The organism is Rhodospirillales bacterium RIFCSPLOWO2_02_FULL_58_16 (assembly GCA_001830425.1).
Taxonomy (GTDB): Bacteria; Pseudomonadota; Alphaproteobacteria; order Rhodospirillales; family 2-02-FULL-58-16; genus 2-02-FULL-58-16.
In genome coordinates, this window is record MIAA01000039.1 from 18,781 (window position 1) to 40,025 (window position 21,245).

Here is a 21,245-nt window from a genome sequence, read left to right on the forward strand (position 1 = left end):
AAGCTTGCAAAAAGTGCCGCTGCCTTCTTTCCGACCGGAAGAAGGACGTGGATGGATTTGGACCGCTTGCCACCACGAAGTCCAATCGGACAGCAATTCAGATCGGAGGGGTCAAACGTGTTGAAAAGAGATCATCTGTTTACAAGCGAATCCGTTTCCGAGGGCCATCCCGACAAAGTCAGCGATCGGATATCCGACGCTATCGTTGATCTTTTTCTGGCCAAAGACCCCCATTCGCGGGTGGCCGCAGAGACCTTGTGCACCACCAATTTTATCCTGCTGGCCGGCGAGGTTCGCGGTCCCGACTCGCTGACCCATGAAGACTTTCGCCAGACCGCCCGTAACGCCGTCCGCGATATCGGCTACGAACAGCACGGGTTCCATTGGAAGGACTGTGAAGTCCAGTCCCAAATCCACTCCCAGTCCAAGGATATCGCCATGGGGGTCGACTCTGCGGACAACAAGGACGAAGGCGCCGGCGACCAGGGCCTGATGTTCGGGTTTGCCTGCCGCGAAACAGAAGTATTGATGCCGGCCCCCATCTATTTTTCCCACGCCATTCTCAAGGACATGGCCGCCGCCCGCCACGCCGGAACCGCCCCCGGCCTTGAACCGGATTCAAAAAGTCAGGTGACGTTGCGTTACGTCAACGGCAAACCCGTAGGCGCCACTTCCATCGTCGTCTCCACCCAGCACGCCGAGAGGCTTGATCAGGATGATGTTCGGGAGATCGTCCGCCCCTTCGTTCTCAACGTGCTGCCCGAAGGCTGGATGTGCGACGAAAAGAACTTCTACGTCAATCCGACCGGTCGTTTTGTGATCGGCGGTCCCGACGGCGACGCCGGACTTACCGGACGCAAGATCATTGTTGACACCTATGGCGGAGCGGCGCCGCACGGCGGCGGCGCTTTTTCCGGCAAAGACCCGACCAAGGTTGACCGCTCGGCGGCCTACGCGGCGCGATATCTCGCCAAAAACGTGGTTGCCTCCGGACTCGCCGAACGCTGCACCATCCAGCTTGCTTACGCCATCGGCGTTTCCGAGCCTCTTTCGGTTTACATCAACACCGACGGCACCGGACAGGTGGATGAGGAAAAGCTTTCAGACACGCTGCGGGAATTGATGAACCTGACGCCCAGGGGAATCCGCGAGCACCTGCAACTGAACCGCCCCATTTACGCCCGCACCTCCGCCTATGGTCATTTCGGACGCGAACCGGAAGCCGACGGCGGCTTCTCATGGGAACGCACCGATCTGGTGCAGGAACTCAAGTCAGCCTTCGGGGCCGGTTGACCGGCGACGGCGGCAATTGCGCCGAGCGACTTCGATCCTACGGTCGCCGGCGCGGACGGGCGCTACGCAAGAGTCGCCAAGAGCTTCTGAACGACCTGTTGCCGCGCCTGAGGCCGGACTCGCCGGGCGGCGGCTTGCGCCTTGATCTTCAAGCCATGTTTCCCGACCCGGTTGAGGACATTTGGCTGGAGGTCGGCTTCGGTTCCGGCGAGCATCTGGCGAAGCAGGCGCTGACCCATCCCGGCATCGGCATGATCGGGTGCGAGCCTTTCATCAACGGCGTGACCGCTCTGCTTGCCCGCATTCAAAGCGACGACATTACCAACATCAGGATTTTTGATGACGACGCCCGCCTGCTGTTTGACGCCCTGCCCGACGCCGTCATCGGTCGGGCCTTCGTTTTATTCGCCGATCCATGGCCCAAGAAAAGACACAACCGGCGGCGCTTCATCAGCACGGAATGCCTTGACGAACTCGCCCACCTGTTAAAGGACGGAGCGGAACTGCGTTTTGCAAGCGACCATATGGAATATATACGCTGGACCCTTGAGCATATAATCCGTCATCCGTGCTTTTCATGGACGGCAAAAGGCCCTGATGACTGGCGGCGGCGACCGGATGACTGGTTTGAAACAAGATACGAAAACAAGGCTCTTGAGAGGGGCGATGCTTGCGTTTACCTCCAATTTATCCGCCTGCCCCGGTGATCGTGTTATAACCCGAGCCACAAAAGCCTTGTGTCGGGCGCGTTATACGTTATATTGCGTCCTAGGTTTTGGTTATGTGGCTTCGTTTGGCTCAAAGATTAAAGGTTTGAACAAGGTGGGCCGCTGGCCCACTTTTCGTTTTCAGCCTGAAATATTTTGCTCCGGGCCGTGAAACGGGCCGTAAGATCAGGAAAGGCTGTGGCGGCGCGATGGACTTGCCCGACCGCATCGAGCGGCTTGTTGCACCGACCGTTGAAGCCATGGGTTACGATATCGTGCGCGTGCAGCTTCATGGTCAACAGGGGTTGCAGATTATGGCGGAGCGCCGGGACGGCAAGACGATGCAGGTCGCTGATTGCGCCGAAATCAGCCGAGCCGTCACCGCTGTTCTGGAAGTGGAAGACCCCGTTTTATGGTCTTACGCGCTGGAGGTAAGTTCGCCGGGCATTGACCGGCCCTTGGTTAAGCTCGGCGATTATGAGCGCTTCGCCGGGTTCGAGGCCAAGATAGAGACCGATAAGTTGGTTGACGGGCGTAAACGCTTTAGGGGTCGGCTGTTAGGCGTCGAAGGAGAGACCGTAAGGATACAGACAGCGGAAAATATCGCGGAACTGCCGTTCCGGGATATCCGCCGAGGAAAACTTGTTTTAACCGACGAACTGATGGCCGCTACAGATAAACATTAAGGATAATAAGCGAAACGACCATGGAAACTGATGCAGTTCACGCCCGTCCCGAGTTATTGCAGGTAGCCGAGGCGGTTGCCCGCGACAAAGGTATCGAACAGAGCGAAGTCCTGGAGGCTATGGAGCAGGCCATCCAAAAGGCCGGACGTTCCAAATACGGCCACGACCACGACATTCGCGCCTCCATTGATCGCAAAAGCGGCGAGATCACCCTTGCCCGTTATATCGAGGTGGCCGAGGTGGTTGAAAACGAGATCACCCAGATTACCCTTGAGAAGGCTCACGAGACCATGAAGGACGCCAAAATCGGCGACTTCCTGGCCGACCCCTTGCCGCCCATAGATTTCGGACGCATCGCCGCTCAAACGGCAAAGCAGGTCATCGTCCAGAAAGTGCGCGAAGCCGAACGTAAACGTCAATACCTGGAATACAAGGATCGCATCGGCGAAGTCGTCAACGGTCTGGTCAAGCGCATTGAGTTCGGCAATATCATTGTTGACCTCGGACGCGCCGAGGCCCTGTTGCGTCGCGACGAAGCCATTCCCCGCGAACATTTTTCCAACGGCGACCGCGTGCGCGCCTACATCATGGACGTGCGCGAAGAACAGCGCGGCCCGCAAATTTTCCTGTCCAGAACCCACAATCAATTCATGGCCAAGCTGTTCGCCCAGGAAGTGCCGGAAATTTATGACGGCATTATTGAAATCATGTCGGTGGCCAGAGACCCCGGCTCACGCGCCAAGATCGCCGTATTGTCTCATGATTCGAGCATTGACCCCGTCGGTCCCTGCATCGGAATGCGCGGATCGCGCGTCCAGGCCGTAGTCGGCGAGTTGCAAGGCGAAAAGATTGATATCATCCAATGGTCGGCGGATCCCGCCACCTTTATTGTCAACGCTCTGGCCCCCGCCGAGGTCGCCAAGGTGGTGATCGACGAGGAAGCGAACCGCATCGAGATTGTGGTCCCCGACGAACAGCTCAGCCTCGCCATCGGCAGGCGCGGCCAGAATGTGCGTTTAGCTTCCCAGCTATCGGGTTGGAACATCGATATCTTGACCGAAGCCGAGGAATCGGATCGCCGCAACGAGGAATTCCACGGTCGTTCCCAGATATTGATCGATGCCCTTGACGTGGACGACGTCATCGCTCACCTGCTGGTTTCCGAAGGATTCTCCTCAGTGGAAGATGTCGCTTTTGTCCCCCTTGAGGACTTGGTCGGCATTGAAGGCTTCAGCAGGGAAGTGGCCGGCGAGATACAAGAACGCGCCTGCGCCTTTATTGCCAACCGTAACGAGGAATTTACGCGCCGCCGCACGGAATTGGGCGTTACGGATGATTTGGCCTCGATTGAGGGAGTAACGCCGGAGCTGCTGGTGGCGTTGGGTGAAAAAGGCGTAAAGAGCCGCGATGATCTGGCTGACCTCGACAGCGGAGAGTTGATGGAAATTGCGCCGAAGGGATCGATGAACGAAGCGGCTGCCGACAAGATTATCATGGCGGCGCGCGCCCACTGGTTCCCGGACGAAGCCGCCCCCGGAGAGAACGCCTCTGACGAAAAAGATTAATCGCCCGCGCTCCCTCTAAAAAACAAAGTGTTGGCATAACCGGAAGCACTTAACCGGATCGCTTTTGGAACGGAAGTAGATGACCGAGATCAAAGAAAAAGAGCAAGATTCCACGAAGAAACCGGGGACCATACGGCCCGGCAGGATGGAACTCAATAAAACCATCGAGTCCGGGCAGGTTCGTCAGAATTTTTCTCATGGCCGTTCGAAGATGGTGACTGTCGAGGTCCGCAAAAAGCGGACCTTTGCCACGGATGCCGGCGGTCGCATGGCCGAAGTCAAACGAAGCGGACTTGCCGCCCATGAAGCCGCTTTTAATGACGCCGTCAGGGGTATCCACGAAGACGACCCCGTTGCCGACTCTCTGCGGCTGTCCGGGCAAAACCTGACCACGGAAGAAAAAGCGGTTCGCGTTCGCGCCCTTGAGGACGCCCGTAAAGCGGATGACATGGCGGCAAAGCGTGCCGACGAAGCCCCTTCGGAAGCGCCCGGGAAAGAGGCGGAAAAAGGCGTCGCCGATAAAGATGATGTTTCGCGGTTACGCACCGAGAAGGAAGATGAGCGCCGCCGGGAAGATGAAGATACCCAAAAGCGGGAACAGATGGCGAAAGCGTCCGCAGCGGCGGCCCTGGTCAAATTGCAGGCCATGGAAGAAAGCGAAACAAACGACGATAAAAAAAGCCGCGACACCATCAAGCGGGCGGCCCGTACGGAAACTTTGCGCCCGGTCTCGGCCCTGCGCCGTGGAGAACCCAGACGGCGCTCCGGCAAGCTTACCATTGACGAAGCTCTCGGCGTTCGTGAAGAGCGGACCCGCAGCCTCGCCTCCGTCAAGCGCGCCCGCGCCAAGCAAAAACAGCAATTCAACCAGGGTGACGGAAATAAAATCTTCCGCGAGGTAACGGTCCCCGAAACCATCACCGTGCAGGAACTGTCCAACCGCATGGCAGAACGCGGCGCCGACGTTATCAGAGCGCTGATGAAAATGGACGTTATGGTCACCCTGAATCAGGTGATCGACGCCGATACGGCGGAACTGGTGGTCGCCGAATTCGGCCATAAATTAAAGCGCGTCAGCGAATCCGACGTAGAGATCGGCTTAAAAGGCGAAGTAGACGAGGCGGTCAATCTTATTTCCAGGGCGCCGGTGGTAACCGTCATGGGACATGTGGACCACGGCAAAACGTCTCTTCTTGACGCCCTGCGCGAGGCTAACGTCGCCGACCGGGAGGCCGGAGGCATTACCCAGCACATCGGCGCCTATCAGGTAACCTGCCCTTCCGGAGGCAAAATCACCTTTATCGACACTCCCGGACACGCGGCCTTTACCGCCATGCGCGCCCGTGGCGCCAAGGTTACCGATATCGTTGTTCTCGTCGTTGCCGCCGATGACGGCATCATGCCGCAAACCATCGAGGCCATCAGCCACGCCAAGGCCGCCAATGTCCCCATCGTTGTCGCCATCAACAAGATGGACAAGCCTAATGCCGATGCCGGTCGAGTCCGCACCGAACTGCTCCAGCATGATGTTGTCGTCGAGGAAATGGGGGGCGATGTTCTTGCCGTAGAAGTCTCCGCCAAAGGAAGAACTAACCTGGATAAACTTGAGGAAGTCATTCTTCTCCAGGCGGAGGTTCTAGACCTTAAATCCAACCCTAACCGCCCGGCCGAAGGCGTGGTCATCGAATCCAAGGTGGAACGCGGACGGGGGCCGGTGGCGACCGTTCTGGTGAAACGCGGGACGCTGCGTCTGGGCGATATCATCGTTGCCGGCGGCGAGTGGGGCCGAGTGCGCGCCCTGATCGATTCCAACGGCAAAAGCCTTGAAGAAGCCGGCCCCTCCGTTCCCGTCGAGGTGCTGGGGTTAAGTTATACGCCGTTTGCCGGGGACGAAGTCGCCGTCATCGAAAGCGAAGCCCGCGCCCGCGAGGTCACCGAATTCCGCAAACGCAAACTGCGCGACGCCAAGGCGGCCAAGAATGTTCGGGGAACCCTTGCCGAAATGTTTGAAACCATCGCCGACGGCGAGGCCAAAGAACTGCCGGTTGTAGTCAAGACCGACGTCCATGGCTCGGAAGAAGCTATTCTCGCCGCCATGAATAAAATGGGGACCAATGAAGTCAAGGTAACCGTGCTTTACTCAGGCGTCGGCGGCGTCAATGAATCAGATGTAATCCTGGCACGAGCCAGCAACGCTCTGGTCATCGGCTTTAATGTGCGGGCCAACCCCCAGGCCCGCGCCATGGCCAAGCGGGACGCTGTGGAAATCCGTTATTACTCAATTATATACAACGTGATCGACGATCTCAGAGGCCTGCTGTCGGGAATGCTTTCGCCGACAATCAAGGAAAAGTTCCTGGGCAATGCGGAAATTCGCGAGGTGTTCAATATCACCAAGGTAGGCAAGGTCGCCGGTTGCATGGTCGTCGAGGGCATTATGCGGCGCGGCGCCAAGGTGCGTCTGGTGCGCGACAGCGTGGTTATCCATGAGGGTGATTTATCCCAACTCAAGCGTTTCAAGGACGATGTCAAGGAAGTCAAGGACGGCCAGGATTGCGGCATGGCCTTCGCCAATTATCATGACATCCAGGCCGGCGACGTCATAGAATGTTTTGAAATTGAGGAAGTGGCCCGTGAACTGGAAGCGTAAGCTCCGGTACGCTTACTGATTGAGGTTCCCATGAGAAAACGGGAGGGCAAGGCTCCCAGTCAGCGTCAATTAAGGGTTGGCGAGGAGTTGCGCCATGCTTTGGCGTTAATTCTGGAGCGCGGCGAGATTCGCGACCCCGGCCTGGCCGGCGTTTCCGTCACCGTGACCGAAATCCGCATTGGACCCGATCTGCGTAACGCCACCGTCTATGTCATGCCGCTGGGCGGCGGCGGAAAGGAGACCGTAGTTGAAGCCTTGACCAGGGCGCGGCCGTTCCTGCGACGCCGCTTGGCCGACGCGGTGAAATTGAGGCATGTCCCGGACCTTTCGTTTCGCGCCGATCCTTCTTTCGACGAGGCAAGCCGCATCGAGGCCCTGCTGCGAAGCCCCACGATAAAACGCGACCTTGATATAAAGGACAAAGACCATGGGGCGTAGCCGCAAAGGCGCTCCGATTCACGGCTGGCTGATTATCGACAAGCCGTTGGGCATCAGTTCCAGCGCCGTCGTCGGCAAGGCGCAGAGACTGATCGGCGCCGCCAAGGCGGGACATTGCGGCACTTTGGACCCCCTGGCCACCGGCGTTCTTCCCCTGGCGCTGGGAGAGGCCACCAAGACCACGGCATACGCCATGAACAGCGTCAAGTCATATCGCTTCAAAATCCGTTGGGGCGAAGCGCGGTCAACAGATGACGCTGAAGGCGAAGTGATCGAAACCAGCGACCGGCGCCCCGCCGAGGACGCAATCATAGCGGCGCTCGGCGCGTTTATCGGCGATATCGAACAAACTCCGCCTCAATTTTCGGCGATCAAGATCAACGGCCAAAGAGCCTACCAACTTGCCCGCGCCAACCGGACGGCGGATATCAAGCCCAGGCAAGTACGGGTCAATACATTCGATCTCATCGGTATGCCCGACGCCGACCATGGAGAGTTTGAGGTGACGTCGGGAAAAGGCGTCTATATGCGCAGTCTGGCGCGGGATTTAGCCCGGAAGCTGGGAACCGTCGGATATATATCGGAGCTGAGACGGACCCGCGTCGGCCCCTTCACGGAAGAAATGGCGATTTCCCTGGAAAAGCTCGAAGCCCTGGGGCATAGTCCGCAACTTCTGGACCTTCTGCTTCCGGTTGAGACCGCGCTGGACGACATCCCGGCACTGGCCTTGACTGAGGCGGAAGCGTGTTCTTTGCGATACGGTCAGCCCGTTCCGGTGCTGCCTGTGGCGAGCCGGGTTCCCCTCGAAAACGTAGACCAGGGCGACATCGTTTGCGCCATGGCCGGGGGTAAGCCGGTAGCAATGGCCAGAATAATGGGAGGGGAAATCAGGCCTCTCCGTGTTTTTAACTTGTAAGAATGGAGTAATCGATGTCGATTGCCGCAGAGCGGAAACAGGAACTCATTAAAGAGTTCGCTGTCAAAGAGGGCGATACCGGATCGCCTGAGGTGCAGGTCGCTATTCTGAGCGAGCGCATCCAGAATCTCACCGAACACTTTAAGGCCCATAATAAAGATAATCATTCACGTCGCGGTCTTCTGATGATGGTCAGCCAGCGCCGCCGCCTGCTTGATTATGTGAAAAACCAGGACGTCAAACGCTATGAACAACTGGTCAAGCGTTTGGGTCTGCGCAGATAAGCTGTTGATGTATGGTAATGAACTACGGCATTGGGCCGGATGGCGGTTGAATTTCAACCGCCGCGTCGGCGCTGTTTATGATAACGCCGCCGATGCTGTCGAGATGAATAGAGGAAAATAAAGATGTTCAAGGAATTCAGGAAAGAAATCGAATGGGGCGGTCGTACGCTGGTGCTCGAATCCGGCAAGATTGCGCGTCAGGCCGACGGCGCCGTCATGGCGACCTATGGCGACACCAAGGTGCTTTGCACCGTAGTCGGTGAACAAAAAGCGCGAGAGGGGGTCGATTTCTTCCCGCTGGCGGTACACTACCAGGAAAAGACCTTCGCCGCAGGCAAAATCCCCGGAGGCTTTTTCAAGCGCGAGGGTCGCCCCGGAGAAAAGGAAACTCTGACTTCGCGGCTGATCGACAGGCCGATCAGGCCGTTGTTCGCCAAAGGCTTTAAAAACGAGACCCAAATAATCTGCACGGTGTTGTCACATGACCTGGAAAATGATCCGGACATCGTTGCCTTGATCGGAACTTCGGCGGCGTTGACAATTTCCGGACTGCCGTTCATGGGGCCGCTCGGCGGATGCCGCGTCGGATATATCGCAGGCGAATATGTGCTCAACCCGCATCTCGACGAGATGTCCAACAGCAGCCTCGACCTTATCGTCGCTGGCACCCGCGAAGGCGTGCTGATGGTGGAATCGGAGGCCTCGGAATTGTCCGAGGAGTTGATGCTGGGCGCCGTGACGTTCGGCCACAACGCCTTCCAGTCGGTCATCAACGCCATTATCGATCTGGCGGAACTTTGCGCCAAGGAACCACGGTCCCTGCCTGAGCCTCCGGCGGAACTGGAGGAAATGACCTCACGCATCCGCAACCTCGCCGAGGCGGACCTGCGCATAGCCTATGGCGCGTCAGATAAAATGACCCGCCAGGAAAAAATTTCCAAGACCAAGGACAGGGTGGCCGCCGAATTGGCCGCCGACGACCACTTTGCCCAAAAACTGAACGACAACCTGCTGGGGGATATTTTCAAAGACCTGGAAAAGGATATCGTCCGGCACGCCATTATCAAGACCGGAAAGCGTATTGACGGTCGCGACACCAAGACGGTGCGCCCCATCATCTCCGAAGTAGGGTTGCTGCCGCGCACTCACGGCAGCGCGCTGTTTACCCGTGGAGAAACCCAGGCCCTCGTGGTCACCACTCTGGGCACCGGCCAGGATGAAGCCCGCATTGATGATCTTGCCGGCGAATATCGTGAGCATTTCCTGCTCCACTATAATTTCCCGCCTTATTCCGTCGGCGAAGCCGGACGTTTCGGCTTCACCGGTCGTCGCGAGATAGGGCACGGCAAACTTGCATGGCGGGCGCTTCATCCGATTATGCCTTCCAAGGAATCCTTCCCCTACACCATCAGGGTAGTTTCGGAGATTACGGAATCCAACGGCTCGTCATCCATGGCCACCGTCTGCGGCGCCTCTCTTTCGCTGATGGACGCCGGAGTGCCGCTGCCGCGCCCTGTCGCCGGCATTGCCATGGGATTGATCAAGGAAGATGACGGAATCGCCGTTTTGTCCGACATCCTCGGCGACGAGGACCATCTGGGCGATATGGACTTTAAGGTCGCCGGCACCGAGAATGGCATCACATCCCTTCAGATGGATATCAAAATCACCTCGATTACCGGCGAGATCATGAGACAGGCGCTTGACCAGGCCCGCGAAGGAAGATTGCATATCCTCGGCGAGATGAGCAAGGCGTTGAATACCTCCCGCTCCGATATCAGCAACAACGCTCCCAGGATAACCATCATAAAAATCAACAAGGATAAAATCCGGGAAGTCATCGGACCGGGCGGCAAAATGATTCGCGAAATCAGCGAAACCACGGAAACCAAGATCGATATCGAAGACGACGGAACCGTCAAGGTGGCGGCGGTTGACGAAAAGGCCTCGCAAGCCGCCATCGACTGGATCAGGAGCATTACCTCTGAACCCGAAGTCGGGGCAATCTATACCGGCAAGGTGGTAAAGACCGTCGATTTCGGAGCCTTTGTAAACTTCATGGGCGCCAAGGACGGTCTGGTTCACATCAGCGAATTGGCGGAAGGGCGCGTCGGCCAGACCACGGATGTCGTCAATGTCGGCGACACGGTGAAGGTCAAACTGTCCATGAAGGCGGTAAACCAGGAAACCGGCAAGGAACTCTCGGCCAAGCCGTAAAGAGAATTGCGGGGAAGTTGTAAAAAGTAGAGACGGAACGCCAAATCCGTCTCTACATTTTTCAAGGGGCTTTATACATGAAACAGCCATATATATCGTTGCTTGAACCTTTAAGGATATTTCCCCTTGAAACCCCTTAACCCCATTATTATTTCAGGCCGCGAGATATTGCCCCTGGTTGAGGGCGGCAAAGGCATCGCCGTATCCAACGGTAAAAGCTCCGGAGCATGGGCGGCGGCAAATTGCGTCGGCACGTTTTCCTGCGTCAACGCGGATAACTATGACGAGAACGGCGCCGTCATCCCTCAAATCTATCACGGCACGACCAGACGCCAACGCTTCGAGGAGCTTATCGCCTACGCCGTCAGGGGCGGCATTGCCCAGGCGCAAAATGCCTATGAAATATCGAACGGCAAAGGGCGGCTTCATATAAATGTGCTGTGGGAAGCCGGAGGCACGGAACGTGTTCTTCACGGAATTCTGGAAAAGACCAAGGGACTTATCCACGGCGTAACCTGCGGCGCCGGCATGCCTTACCGGGTGGCTGAGATCGCGGCCAAATACGGAGTCTACTACTATCCGATTGTTTCTTCGGCGCGGGCTTTTCGGGCCTTGTGGAAGCGCTCTTATCACAAGCATGCGGACCTGCTGGGCGGAGTAGTCTATGAAGACCCCTGGTTAGCCGGCGGTCATAACGGATTGAGTAATTCCGAAAATTTCCGGGAACCTCAAAAGCCCTACCCGCGAGTAAAAGAACTGCGGGACGTCATGAGCGGATTTGGTCAACATGACAAGCCGATATTCATGGCCGGCGGCGTGTGGTACCTGCGCGATTGGGAAGAATGGATCGACAATAAAGAGCTGGGTCCCATCGCCTTTCAGGTCGGCACCCGACCGCTTTTGACCAAGGAAAGCCCGGTTTGCGAAGGTTGGAAGAAAAAACTGCTTTCGTTGGCGAAAGGGGACGTGATGCTGAATCAATTCAGCCCGACCGGCTTCTACTCCTCGGCGATCAAAAACCTCTTTCTGACCGAGCTTGAAGAACGCAACAATCGTCAGGTTGACTATCGACGCTCGGAAGAAGACGAACATACCGTTCCTCTGCCCGTCGGCGTCCGTGGACGACCGGTTTATCTTACCCCCGAAAACAAGCGCAAAGCCGATGGATGGATTGCGGAAGGATTCACCGATATCCTTAAAACCCCGGCTTCCACAATCATTTTCGTAACGCCGGACAAAGCGAAAGAAATCCTCGGCAACCAGCAGGACTGCGTAGGGTGCCTGGGTTCCTGCCGGTTCAGTAATTGGGCTGATAACGAAGAAGGCTCTACCGGCAAGATAGCGGACCCCCGCTCGTTTTGTATTCAAAAGACGCTTCAATCCATCGCCCACGGCGGCGAGTTGGAAAAAAACCTGATGTTCGCCGGTCACAATGCCTACATGTTCGCCGCCGACCCGTTCTACAAAAACGGATTCATCCCGACCGTTCAGCAGCTTGTGGACCGTTTCCTGACCGGCGATTGATCCGGGCGTGTCAGCGAGTCGCTGCGGCATGTATAATCTTGTATAATTTTAGATTTGCTATAAAATGAATTCTATGGTTCTCTTATCAGGCTGTCGTCATCTGACGCCACCCTGCGCATAACAGACAAGGAATTTAAAAAAGTGAGGCCGTACAGCAAAGCACTTGAACGATTGCGCGACGCAGGGCTGCGCCCGACGCGGCAGCGTCTGGCCCTCGCCAAGATGTTATTTGAAAACGGTGATCGTCACTTTACCGCCGAGATGCTGCATGCCGACGCTCTCGGCGCCTCGATTCGCGTTTCCTTGGCCACTGTCTACAACACTTTGCATCAATTCACGTCATCCGGGCTGTTGCGTGAAATATACGTCGACTCCGCCCGCTCTTATTTTGACACCAACACCAGCGGCCATCATCATTTTTTCTTTGAGGGTTCGTCCCGTCTGGAAGATATCCCTAACGATCAGATCACGGTCGCCAAAACGCCGCCGGCGCCTGAAGGGACTATCCTGAAAAGCGTCGATGTGGTCGTCAGGCTGGAAGCGGCGCCGCAACCATTCGGCCATTAAGCAAAAATAGCCGGTATGTCGTCGAGATAGGCAATGAACGCTCGAAAGAATGACAACCGGGTTTTTCTGAATGTTGTTAATGCCTCCGCTCATTCGGCGACTCCTCATTCGGTTACGATTATCGATTCCTCTCCCGATTTAATCACCATCATCGATTCCTCTCCCGACCTGATATTTTTCAAGACGGCGGACGGCCTTTATGACCGCTGCAACAAGGCATTTCTTGATTTTCTCGGAGTCTCCAGGGAGCAAGTCATCGGCAAGTCCGCCGTGGACGTCTGGCCGGCGGGTACGGGAGCGTCGATAAACGAACAGGACCGAAGAATAATAAAGTCGGGAAACGCCGAGACTATTGAAGAAATCCTGCCACGAAGCGACGGTCGAAAAATCATCATGGAAACCATCAAGGTTCCCCTGTTCGACAGCGAAGGGAAAGCTCACGGAATTGCCGGCATGAGCCGTGACATCGCCGAACGTAAAACTAACGAAAACCGCCTTTTGGAGAGCGTCCTTAAATTCAGGGAAATAGCCAAATCTGCAGAAGAGTCAAACCGGCAAAAAAGCCAATTCATGGCTGTCATGAGTCATGAAATACGCACTCCCATGACCGCCTTTCTGGGCGCGGCCGGAATGCTCGCGGAAACTAAGCTGGATGAAAGCCAACGTGAGTTGCTGGATATCATGCTGTCCTCCGGCGACGGACTGCAAACCCTCCTCAACGATTTTCTGAGCTTCAGCAAAGGTGACGCCGGACAACCGGCATTCGTCCGCCTCCCCTTCTCTCCCCCGGTCCTGCTGCGGGAAGTAACTACAATCGCCGAGGGGATGAAACATGGATCAAAGGTGACGCTGGAATACAAGGCCGACGGGCTGCCGGAAGCCTTGTATGGCGATCAGGCGCGCATCCGCCAGGTCATGATCAACATGGTCAGCAACGCCGTTAAATTTACCGATAAGGGCGTCATTACCCTGAGCGCCGAGGCGGCGGGAGACAAAGGCATACGCTTCGCCGTTCGCGACTGCGGGCCGGGCATTGACAAGAATGAACAACACCGTTTGTTCCAACCCTTCAGCCAGCTTGGAACGACCTCCCGCCGCCGAACCGGCGTCGGACTGGGGCTGGCCATCTGCCGCCAACTGGTTGAAGGCATGGGCGGAACCATCGGGGTAAACAGCATACCGGGAGAAGGCAGCGAATTCTATTTTTTCCTGCCCCTGGAAACGGCCCCCGCCCTTCCCGAACAAAAGACGGAAACTGAAACAACCCTGCCGCCGCGACTTAACATTCTGCTGGCCGAAGACGCCGAATTAAGCCGCCGGGTTCTGACCATGATGCTTGAACGCGACGGCCACAAAGTCGATGCGGCGTCCAGCGGTGAAGCGGCGGTAGAGGCGATGACCAAAGGCCGCCGCTATGACGTGATTCTAATGGACCTGCAAATGCCGGGAATGGACGGACTGGAGGCCGCCGGACATATTCGCGCCCTCGCCGACCCGGCAATGGCGAGGGCGCCCATAATTGCCCTTACCGCCAACGTCATGCCGGAAATTATAGCCCGGTGCCGGGAAGCGGGAATGGATCAAATTATAACCAAGCCGGTATCGCCTTCCCATCTGCGCCGAATTCTGATGTCCATCGTCGAAAATGCCCGTGCTCCGAAAGGCAAAAACCACCTTTTCGATGATGAAATCATGGCGGAACTGGAAAACCTGTACGGCGCTGCGGGCATGTCGGAATTAGTACAATCATTTAACGAACAGGCAAAAACCGATCTGCACGAATTGGCCGACGCCCGTTCGGCGGGAAACTTGAAACTGGTTGCAAAGATTGCCCATCTGTTGGCCGGCAAGGCCGGAAGCGTGGCCGCCGCCGCCTTTTCCGCCGAGGCGCAAGCCTGTGAAAAAGCGGCTCTGACCATGGATGACGACGCCCTGGCGCGTCATGCCGAACAATTGAACGATCTGTTCCGGCGCACCGCAGACGCATTGATGGAGCGCTTCGACAAAAAGGCTAATCTACGGCCTCGGTGAAGAAATAACCTTCGCCGGGCACCGTAAAGATAAATTTAGGCGTACGCGGCGAATCGCCGAGCTTTCTCCTCAGCCTGACCACCAGCAAATCCACCGAGCGATCTATCGAACCGTCCCTCGCATCGTAGAGGGTATCCATGAGCTTATCCCTGCTCATCACCCGACCGGGATGACCGGCGAAAGCTTCAAGAAGCCGGCTTTCGTTGGGAGTGAGGCCCACCAACTCTCCGCCGGACGCAGTGAGTTGATGCTTGCGCTTGTCGAACGTCCATCCGCTGAAACAGATAGTGCTTTTCGCCGCCGTCCCCTTGCGGGATTTACCCTTGGGAGCATTGCCCGTCGATGGAATGCGCCGCAGCAAGTTCCTCACCCTGGTCAACAGCTCCTTGGGATTAAACGGCTTCGTAAGATAATCATCGGCGCCGATTTCCAGCCCGGTGAGTTTATCCACTTCCTCCTTGCGGGCGGTAAGAAAGATAAGTCCCGCCGGCGAGCGGCTGCGGATTTCCTGGGCCAGATCAAATCCGCTGGCGTCAGGCAGATTGATGTCAAGCACCACCAAATCCACCGGGCCGTCATCCAATGTCCTGCGCATCGAAGCGCCGTCAATCGCTTCACTGATGCGGTAACCGCCGGCGGCGAGGGTTTTGGCCACGACCTGACGCACCAAATCGTCATCCTCCACCACCAGCACATGACGAAGTAATTCTGTTTCTGTTTTCATCTCGATCAATGTCCCGGACTTACCGACCTGCAACCGCCTCACTTGTATATTATAACCCCTGGTTGACATCGGCATATTAACCAAGTGTACACAAACTTTATGCAATGTTGTATCGTGACAATACAACATAAAAAAACCGTTGGGAGTTTTATCCGCACAGCCGTCATGTTGTCTACAGTATGTTCTGTTTGCTGATTCGCATGACTCCCCATCCGCGCTGAAGTAGGCTGTTTACAGATATTAAGTATCCCCTGGATTTTGGAATGATGCTCGCCGAAATGACCGATACCGTTAAACAGGCTCCCCCCTCGAAGTCGGCTTCCGACATGGGAAAAAGAGCCGTCCCCGATGCGCAACGCCGCCTTGAGGACCGCATCGAAAAGATCGAGGACATCACGATCCGGCTTCATGACCTGATCCGTTCGCCGTCTCTCGCTCCGGCGGCCGCCGGGTCCGAGGAACACTTGAAAATTACGGAAATTTCCGCCGCCCTGGATGCCCTGAAAGCGGAATTAAAAGCAGTGCGGGAAAGTGAACGGCGTCCCGGCATATATCCTGCCGCCAAGGCTGCCCCGTTATCATTGGTGAAAAGCCCCCCGACCACCAAAAAAATCAGTCGCGCAAACGTAGGAAAAACGAACGTCGCCCCGCCCCCCCTTCCCGTTGCCCCGAAACCACAACCGGCGGTCAAGCCTTTGTCATTGGTAAAAACCGCCCCGGTCCCAAAGAAAGTTGATCGCGCAAGCACGGAAAAAACGGTCGTCGCCGCGAAACCGCTTCCCGTCGCCCCGAAACCGCAACCGCCGGCCGCTGAAAAAACAGCGATTAAAGCCCGGCCTGAACAGACTCCCTCCCACAGCGAAACTCCGAAGCCGAAATCGGAAACGCATCAAAAGATCGTCAACGCCCTTGCGCAAATCAACATGATCGTAAATAAACAACAGGATCAGTATTAGCGGAGATTGTCATCCGGGGAAATAATTCAAGATGCATACAAGGCGGATACCAAGCGACAAACCGGACGTTGCCGCCCCTATTGCCGAAGAGCAACCCCACCGGCTTTCCCCACGCCAAAAAGATATCCTCTCCCTTCTTCAGGAAGGGAAGGCCAACAAGGAAATTGCCCGTGAACTCGGGATCGGACTGGGAACGGTCAAGCAGCATGTCGTCGCCCTGTTCAAGAAGCTGAACGTCACCAACAGAGCCATGGCCGTATCCAAGGGCTTTACGGCCAAGGACGCCACTCCGCCCCTAAAAACGGCGAATGAAGGGACGATGGATATTGAAACCGCCCTGGAGCGGCGTCCCGCCACGGTGCTGAGCCTGCTTCCCGAGAAAGAACTGCAAACCGCCGATCCGGATTTCCAGCGTACGCTCTATCGGGCGCTCTCCGAGGTGGCTTTTGATTTCGATGCTGTTTTATTCGCCAACCGGCACGGCGGCGGCGATATGGTCTTCGGAGTAGAGAAAACCCGTGAACACGACGTGCTCAGGGCCGTTCGCGCCGCCATGTCGGCCGCCACCTACGTTGCGGCCCTGAGCGGCAACGCAGTGTCTCTGCGCGGCGGTCTTTCCAGCGGAGTCGTCGTCGCCAGCATGGAGAGAACGGGAACATGGTCCGGAGAAGCCATTGCCGGATCGGTGATCGCCCTGACGCGGGAGTTGGCCGCCGAAGCGGCGCCCGGAACCCTGGCCCTTGGGGAGTCATCGCGCCGATTGATCCACTTCCTCGGCGCTGAACGTGACGGAGAAGTTCCTAAAATAGTTCCCTTTACCCGTACTTTCCAATGGCAGCTTTGCGGACGAAGACTCGAAACGCCCTTGCGGGGACGCCGCGCCGAGATAAAGACCATGAAAGCGTGTCTGGCCGATCTGGCCAACGGCAAGGGTGGCGTCATACTCCTGGAAGGGGAAAGCGGCATCGGCAAATCAGCTCTGTTGTGGAGCTTCATTGATCGTTGCGCCGACTATGAAATTTCAGTCTTGATGAAAACCTGTCCCGCGCCGGACAGCCAGCCGTCGGGCCATTTGACGGGTTGCCTGATCCGGCCCGGAACAAGCGAAAGCCTTCCCGTAGCCAAGTTCAAAGCCTCCTTGATCAAGGCCCCTCCGAAAAAACCGACGGTGATAATCATCGACGACACCCATTTTTTACCTAAAGAAGCGATTGATGATCTTTCTTCCCTGCTTCAAGGCATGGCGGGAGCGCCGGTTCTGTTTGTATTGTCCGGGCGCGCCCACTCCGGTCTGCCCGTTGAAATCAAAGACCGGGCCACGAGCATACGACTGAAGCGCCTTGCTGAAAATCATATAACGGAAATACAGAAGAATTGGCTCGGCCCCGCGTTTTCCGAAGCGTTGGGGATTTGCCGTCTGGCTGCGGGCGTCCCCGTTTTCGCCGTTGAACTTGCGCGACATTACCGCGACCACGGTCTGGCCGAAAACGCCCCCGATCGACGCCTCTCTATTCCGCTAAGTCTCTTTGCCCTGGTGATTGCGCGCGTCGACTCGTTAAGCCTTGACCGGCAACTGTTGCGATTGACGGCGAACAAGGAAGGCGAGCATCGCCGCGACGACCTTCTCAAACAATGGCGAGGCGATGAAACTGAACTGGATACGGCTATTGAAAAGACAATCAACGCCGGCCTGTTGCGGCGCATAAATTCCACGAACGGCAAAAACGAAACCATCGGTTTTTGCCATCCGCTGGTCCACGCCGTCGTGAGCTTCGCCATGAAAACTCCCGACCGAACCAAATAATACCAGCGGCTTTAAAGAGTGACTCATCGTCAGTGGGTAGAGAAGAATTCCTCCCCCTTGCTTCAAGGGGGAGGTCAGGAGGGGGTAAGAGTAACCTCCCCTAACCCCTCCTTCGTAAGGAGGAGAGGTTGCCGCCGATACTGTTTTATGGACCACAGAGGCTCAAAGACACAGAGGAGGATAGAAAAAAAGAAAAAGCAGGAAGGAAACTTCGCTTAATCTTCTCTGCGCCTCTGTGCCTCTGTGTCAAAACACACAGGCCGATAATTCCCTCTTCCCCCTTCAAAAGGGGGAGGATTTTCCAGAGTCATTACTTTATGGCCATTAGTATAGAAACTTCATCATAATTTAATAATTGATTTCCTAAACTGAACACGGAAGTGTTTAGAGAAGGATGATTCATGGGCAGAGCATCGAAATGGGGCATGTTTTTACTATCCCTTTCAGTTGCCGGTTGCGCGGTCAAGCGCGACAACTACGCTATTCCCGAAGTGGAATTGCCGGTTTCCTATCGCCATAACTCCGGTGAAAAATCCGAGACCGAATCAACGCCGGGGCAAACGGCCCCCATGACCGTTCCCCAGGCCGTTTCCAAATGGTGGACCCACTTCGGCAACGACGAACTCAACGGTCTGGTCGAAGGAGCGCTCGCCAACAATCACCAGCTAAAGGCCGCTATCGGCCGCATCGCCGAAAGCAAGGCCCAATGGGGGGCAATCAAGGCCGACCAATGGCCGGTGTTAAGCACCTCGGCGAAGGAAGACATCACGGCGCCGAGAGACGGCAAAGGCGACGTAAAGCCGGGCGGTAAAACCATATCCGAAAAGAACTACGACCTGGGTCTGCAAATCAGCTACGAAGCGGACTTCTGGGGCAAGAACAGCGCCGCCAGCGAAGCCGCCTACAATACGGCATGGTCCAGTGTTTTTGCCCGTGAAGTCGTTGCCCTGACCCTGACCTCAAGCATGGTCCAGAACTTCATTAAATACCTTTCCTTTAATGACCGGATTCAAACGGCCAAAGATACGGAGCGCGTCTATAAGGACATGTTGCAGGCCGTCATTGACCGCCTGGACGACGGCGAAGCGACTTCCTTGCAGATCGCCCAGCAGAGGACCGCCGTTTTCGCCGCTTCCGCCGTTATCCCCGTGCTTGAGCTGCAACGCGAGCAAGCGCGGAACTCTATCGCCCTGCTCATGGGCAAGGCGCCTTCCGAGGTCAACCTCCAAAGCGACAGCCTCGACGACATTGTTTTTCCCGAGGTGAAGCCGGGCCTGCCTTCGCGGCTGTTGCTGCGCCGCCCGGACATCCGCAAAGCCGAGACCGAGCTTATCGCCGCCGACGCCTCCATCGACGTGGCGCGGGCCAGCCTGCTTCCCACCTTCAAGTTGACCGGCGACTACGGCTACGGCAGCCATCACCTCAGCTCCCTGCTTTCTCCTGAAAGCCTGTATTACAATCTGGCCGTCAGCATTACCCAGGCGATTTTCGACGCCGGTAAACGCGAAAGCCAGGTGGACTTCGCAAAAGCGCGGCATGAGGTCCTGGTGCAGACCTACATGGAGACCGCGTACACGGCCCTGAAAGAGGTGGAGGACGCCCTGGTCTCCATCCGTTTCCTTACCTTGCGCAAGCAAGCCCAGGAGGAAGCCGTCGTCGCCGGCGGCAATGCGTTTGAACTTTCCACCACTTCCTATACCGTCGGCACCCTTGACTTCCTTACTCTTCTCGACACGGAGCGCACGATGTTCCGCGAAGAGGACCAACTGCACCTGATAAAATTCGAGCGTCTACAATCCGCCGTGGACCTGTTCAAGGCCCTCGGCGGCGGCATGGAATCAGACGACGCCAAGATGGTGGCCGCCGCTGACAAAGGGGAAAACCGCACCACGCTTGACGGCAAATACGCGACCGACGAAGAGCCGCAAAGCCCCGAAGTGAACCATGTGCCGAGTCTCCCCGAAAAAGAAGGGTTCTGGGTTCAGCTTGCCGCCACCTGGAGCGAGTCCGCCCTTGAACGCCACTGGCGCCTGCTCAAGACCCGCTACCCCAATGTGCTGGAGAATATATCTCCCACCTTCCGCAGGGAAGGCGTCCCCGCCGAGAACGAGAAATGGTACACCATGCTGGTCGGGCCTTTCGAGCAAAGAAACAACGCCGATGGGCTTTGTGTTTCCTTGCGCAATGAAGGCCAAGGCTGCCATGTTCTGGTGCGCTGAAATAAGCCGTTAAAGGTGCGTTTTAACCACGTTAAATGACGTTTTGATCACGTTTTAACGCATTTTATAGCGGTTTTAACCATGGTAAATCAGGCTTAAGTCGTTGATATCAAACAAAACCACCACAAAAAACATCTTAAAATGTCATCATTTGTCGTCATTTGTCGTCATTTTGCCGCCTAAGCTCTTGATATCAAACAAGACCACCCCCTCCTGACCTCCCCCTTTTTAAGGGGGAGGAATTTTTTTCCCCTCCTTAGCAAGGAGGGGCAAGGGGAGGTTCCGCCGGCGGTTCAAATCCCCCGCCAAGACCGCCATATATTCACAATGTCCAGCATCCGCCCCTGCAAGCTCACTGTCGGGGAATAAAAAGCGAACATACCTGATAAATAGCCCAAATGCAAGGATTAATTTCTTGTTTAGGTATTGATGGCTTTAGCCGTGGATATATCGGAATTAGACAACGGCGGCTAAAATGACTTCGCGCCTTTGCGCCTTCGCGTGACCAACCATGTTTCACGCGAAGACGCAAAGACGCGAAGTCATGATGAAGGGTAAGCCGCCATGCGGATTGAAAAAACAGTCTTAAGGAACCACATAGGCCAATAACGCCCGGCGCGAGGAACCGGGAGCAACCAAAAAGAAACCCCGCCGAACAGGGCGG

At 56.3% G+C, this 21,245-nt stretch carries 16 protein-coding genes; 15 read left to right on the forward strand and 1 reads right to left on the reverse strand.

All coding sequences use genetic code 11. The annotated features are described in order from the left end of the window. The first annotated feature begins 117 nt into the window (after window positions 1-117). The 12 genes from A3H92_10935 to A3H92_10990 all read left to right on the forward strand — a co-directional run bounded on the left by A3H92_10935 (window position 118) and on the right by A3H92_10990 (window position 14,878). Window positions 118-1,293 carry a methionine adenosyltransferase gene (locus tag A3H92_10935; protein ID OHC73974.1) on the forward strand — a complete coding sequence of 392 codons (1,176 nt, stop codon included), beginning with the start codon at window positions 118-120 and terminating at the stop codon, window positions 1,291-1,293. Further along, window positions 1,290-2,000: a tRNA (guanosine(46)-N7)-methyltransferase TrmB gene (locus A3H92_10940; protein ID OHC73975.1), complete on the forward strand. Its 711-nt coding sequence runs from the start codon at window positions 1,290-1,292 to the stop codon at window positions 1,998-2,000. The genes A3H92_10935 and A3H92_10940 overlap by 4 nt, the downstream gene beginning before the upstream one ends. Window positions 2,001-2,209: 209 nt before the next feature. Then, complete coding sequence (locus A3H92_10945; GenBank protein OHC73976.1) at window positions 2,210-2,686, forward strand: ribosome maturation factor RimP; 477 nt, start codon at window positions 2,210-2,212, stop codon at window positions 2,684-2,686. Window positions 2,687-2,706: 20 nt separating this feature from the next. Continuing rightward, the gene (locus A3H92_10950; GenBank protein ID OHC73977.1) at window positions 2,707-4,251 is read left to right on the forward strand and encodes a transcription termination/antitermination protein NusA; all 1,545 of its coding nucleotides are present in this window, start codon (window positions 2,707-2,709) and stop codon (window positions 4,249-4,251) included. Window positions 4,252-4,330: 79 nt separating this feature from the next. Beyond that, window positions 4,331-6,901, forward strand: a complete 2,571-nt coding sequence (locus A3H92_10955; protein OHC73978.1) for a translation initiation factor IF-2 — start codon at window positions 4,331-4,333, stop codon at window positions 6,899-6,901. 30 nt (window positions 6,902-6,931) lie between these two features. Continuing rightward, window positions 6,932-7,339 carry a ribosome-binding factor A gene (locus A3H92_10960; GenBank protein OHC73979.1) on the forward strand — a complete coding sequence of 136 codons (408 nt, stop codon included), beginning with the start codon at window positions 6,932-6,934 and terminating at the stop codon, window positions 7,337-7,339. After that, a complete protein-coding gene (locus tag A3H92_10965; GenBank protein ID OHC73980.1) occupies window positions 7,329-8,255 on the forward strand; it encodes a tRNA pseudouridine(55) synthase TruB in 927 nt (308 codons plus the stop codon). The genes A3H92_10960 and A3H92_10965 overlap by 11 nt, the downstream gene beginning before the upstream one ends. 14 nt (window positions 8,256-8,269) lie before the next feature. Next, entirely contained in the window at window positions 8,270-8,539 is a 270-nt protein-coding gene (locus tag A3H92_10970) for a 30S ribosomal protein S15 (GenBank protein OHC73981.1), read from the forward strand. A gap of 117 nt (window positions 8,540-8,656) precedes the next feature. After that, window positions 8,657-10,756 carry a polyribonucleotide nucleotidyltransferase gene (locus A3H92_10975; GenBank protein OHC73982.1) on the forward strand — a complete coding sequence of 700 codons (2,100 nt, stop codon included), beginning with the start codon at window positions 8,657-8,659 and terminating at the stop codon, window positions 10,754-10,756. A gap of 126 nt (window positions 10,757-10,882) precedes the next feature. After that, window positions 10,883-12,280 (forward strand): 2-nitropropane dioxygenase, encoded by a 1,398-nt coding sequence (locus A3H92_10980; GenBank protein ID OHC73983.1) that lies wholly within the window; start codon window positions 10,883-10,885, stop codon window positions 12,278-12,280. A 141-nt stretch (window positions 12,281-12,421) separates the two neighbouring features. Continuing rightward, window positions 12,422-12,847 (forward strand): transcriptional repressor, encoded by a 426-nt coding sequence (locus A3H92_10985; protein ID OHC73984.1) that lies wholly within the window; start codon window positions 12,422-12,424, stop codon window positions 12,845-12,847. 33 nt (window positions 12,848-12,880) lie between these two features. After that, complete coding sequence (locus tag A3H92_10990) at window positions 12,881-14,878, forward strand: hypothetical protein (GenBank protein OHC73985.1); 1,998 nt, start codon at window positions 12,881-12,883, stop codon at window positions 14,876-14,878. Here A3H92_10990 and A3H92_10995 read toward each other — a convergent pair. Continuing rightward, window positions 14,859-15,602 carry a hypothetical protein gene (locus A3H92_10995; protein OHC74037.1) on the reverse strand — a complete coding sequence of 248 codons (744 nt, stop codon included), beginning with the start codon at window positions 15,600-15,602 and terminating at the stop codon, window positions 14,859-14,861. The two genes, A3H92_10990 and A3H92_10995, sit on opposite strands and share 20 nt — an antisense overlap. 263 nt (window positions 15,603-15,865) lie before the next feature. On the opposite strand from A3H92_10995, the gene A3H92_11000 reads away from it, so the two are divergent. The 3 genes from A3H92_11000 (at window position 15,866) to A3H92_11010 (ending at window position 20,581) form a co-directional block, all read left to right on the forward strand. Beyond that, complete coding sequence (locus A3H92_11000) at window positions 15,866-16,558, forward strand: hypothetical protein (GenBank protein ID OHC73986.1); 693 nt, start codon at window positions 15,866-15,868, stop codon at window positions 16,556-16,558. A 31-nt stretch (window positions 16,559-16,589) separates the two neighbouring features. Then, a complete protein-coding gene (locus A3H92_11005) occupies window positions 16,590-18,362 on the forward strand; it encodes a hypothetical protein (GenBank protein OHC73987.1) in 1,773 nt (590 codons plus the stop codon). A gap of 425 nt (window positions 18,363-18,787) precedes the next feature. Continuing rightward, window positions 18,788-20,581 (forward strand): hypothetical protein, encoded by a 1,794-nt coding sequence (locus tag A3H92_11010; GenBank protein ID OHC73988.1) that lies wholly within the window; start codon window positions 18,788-18,790, stop codon window positions 20,579-20,581. Window positions 20,582-21,245: the final 664 nt, after the last annotated feature.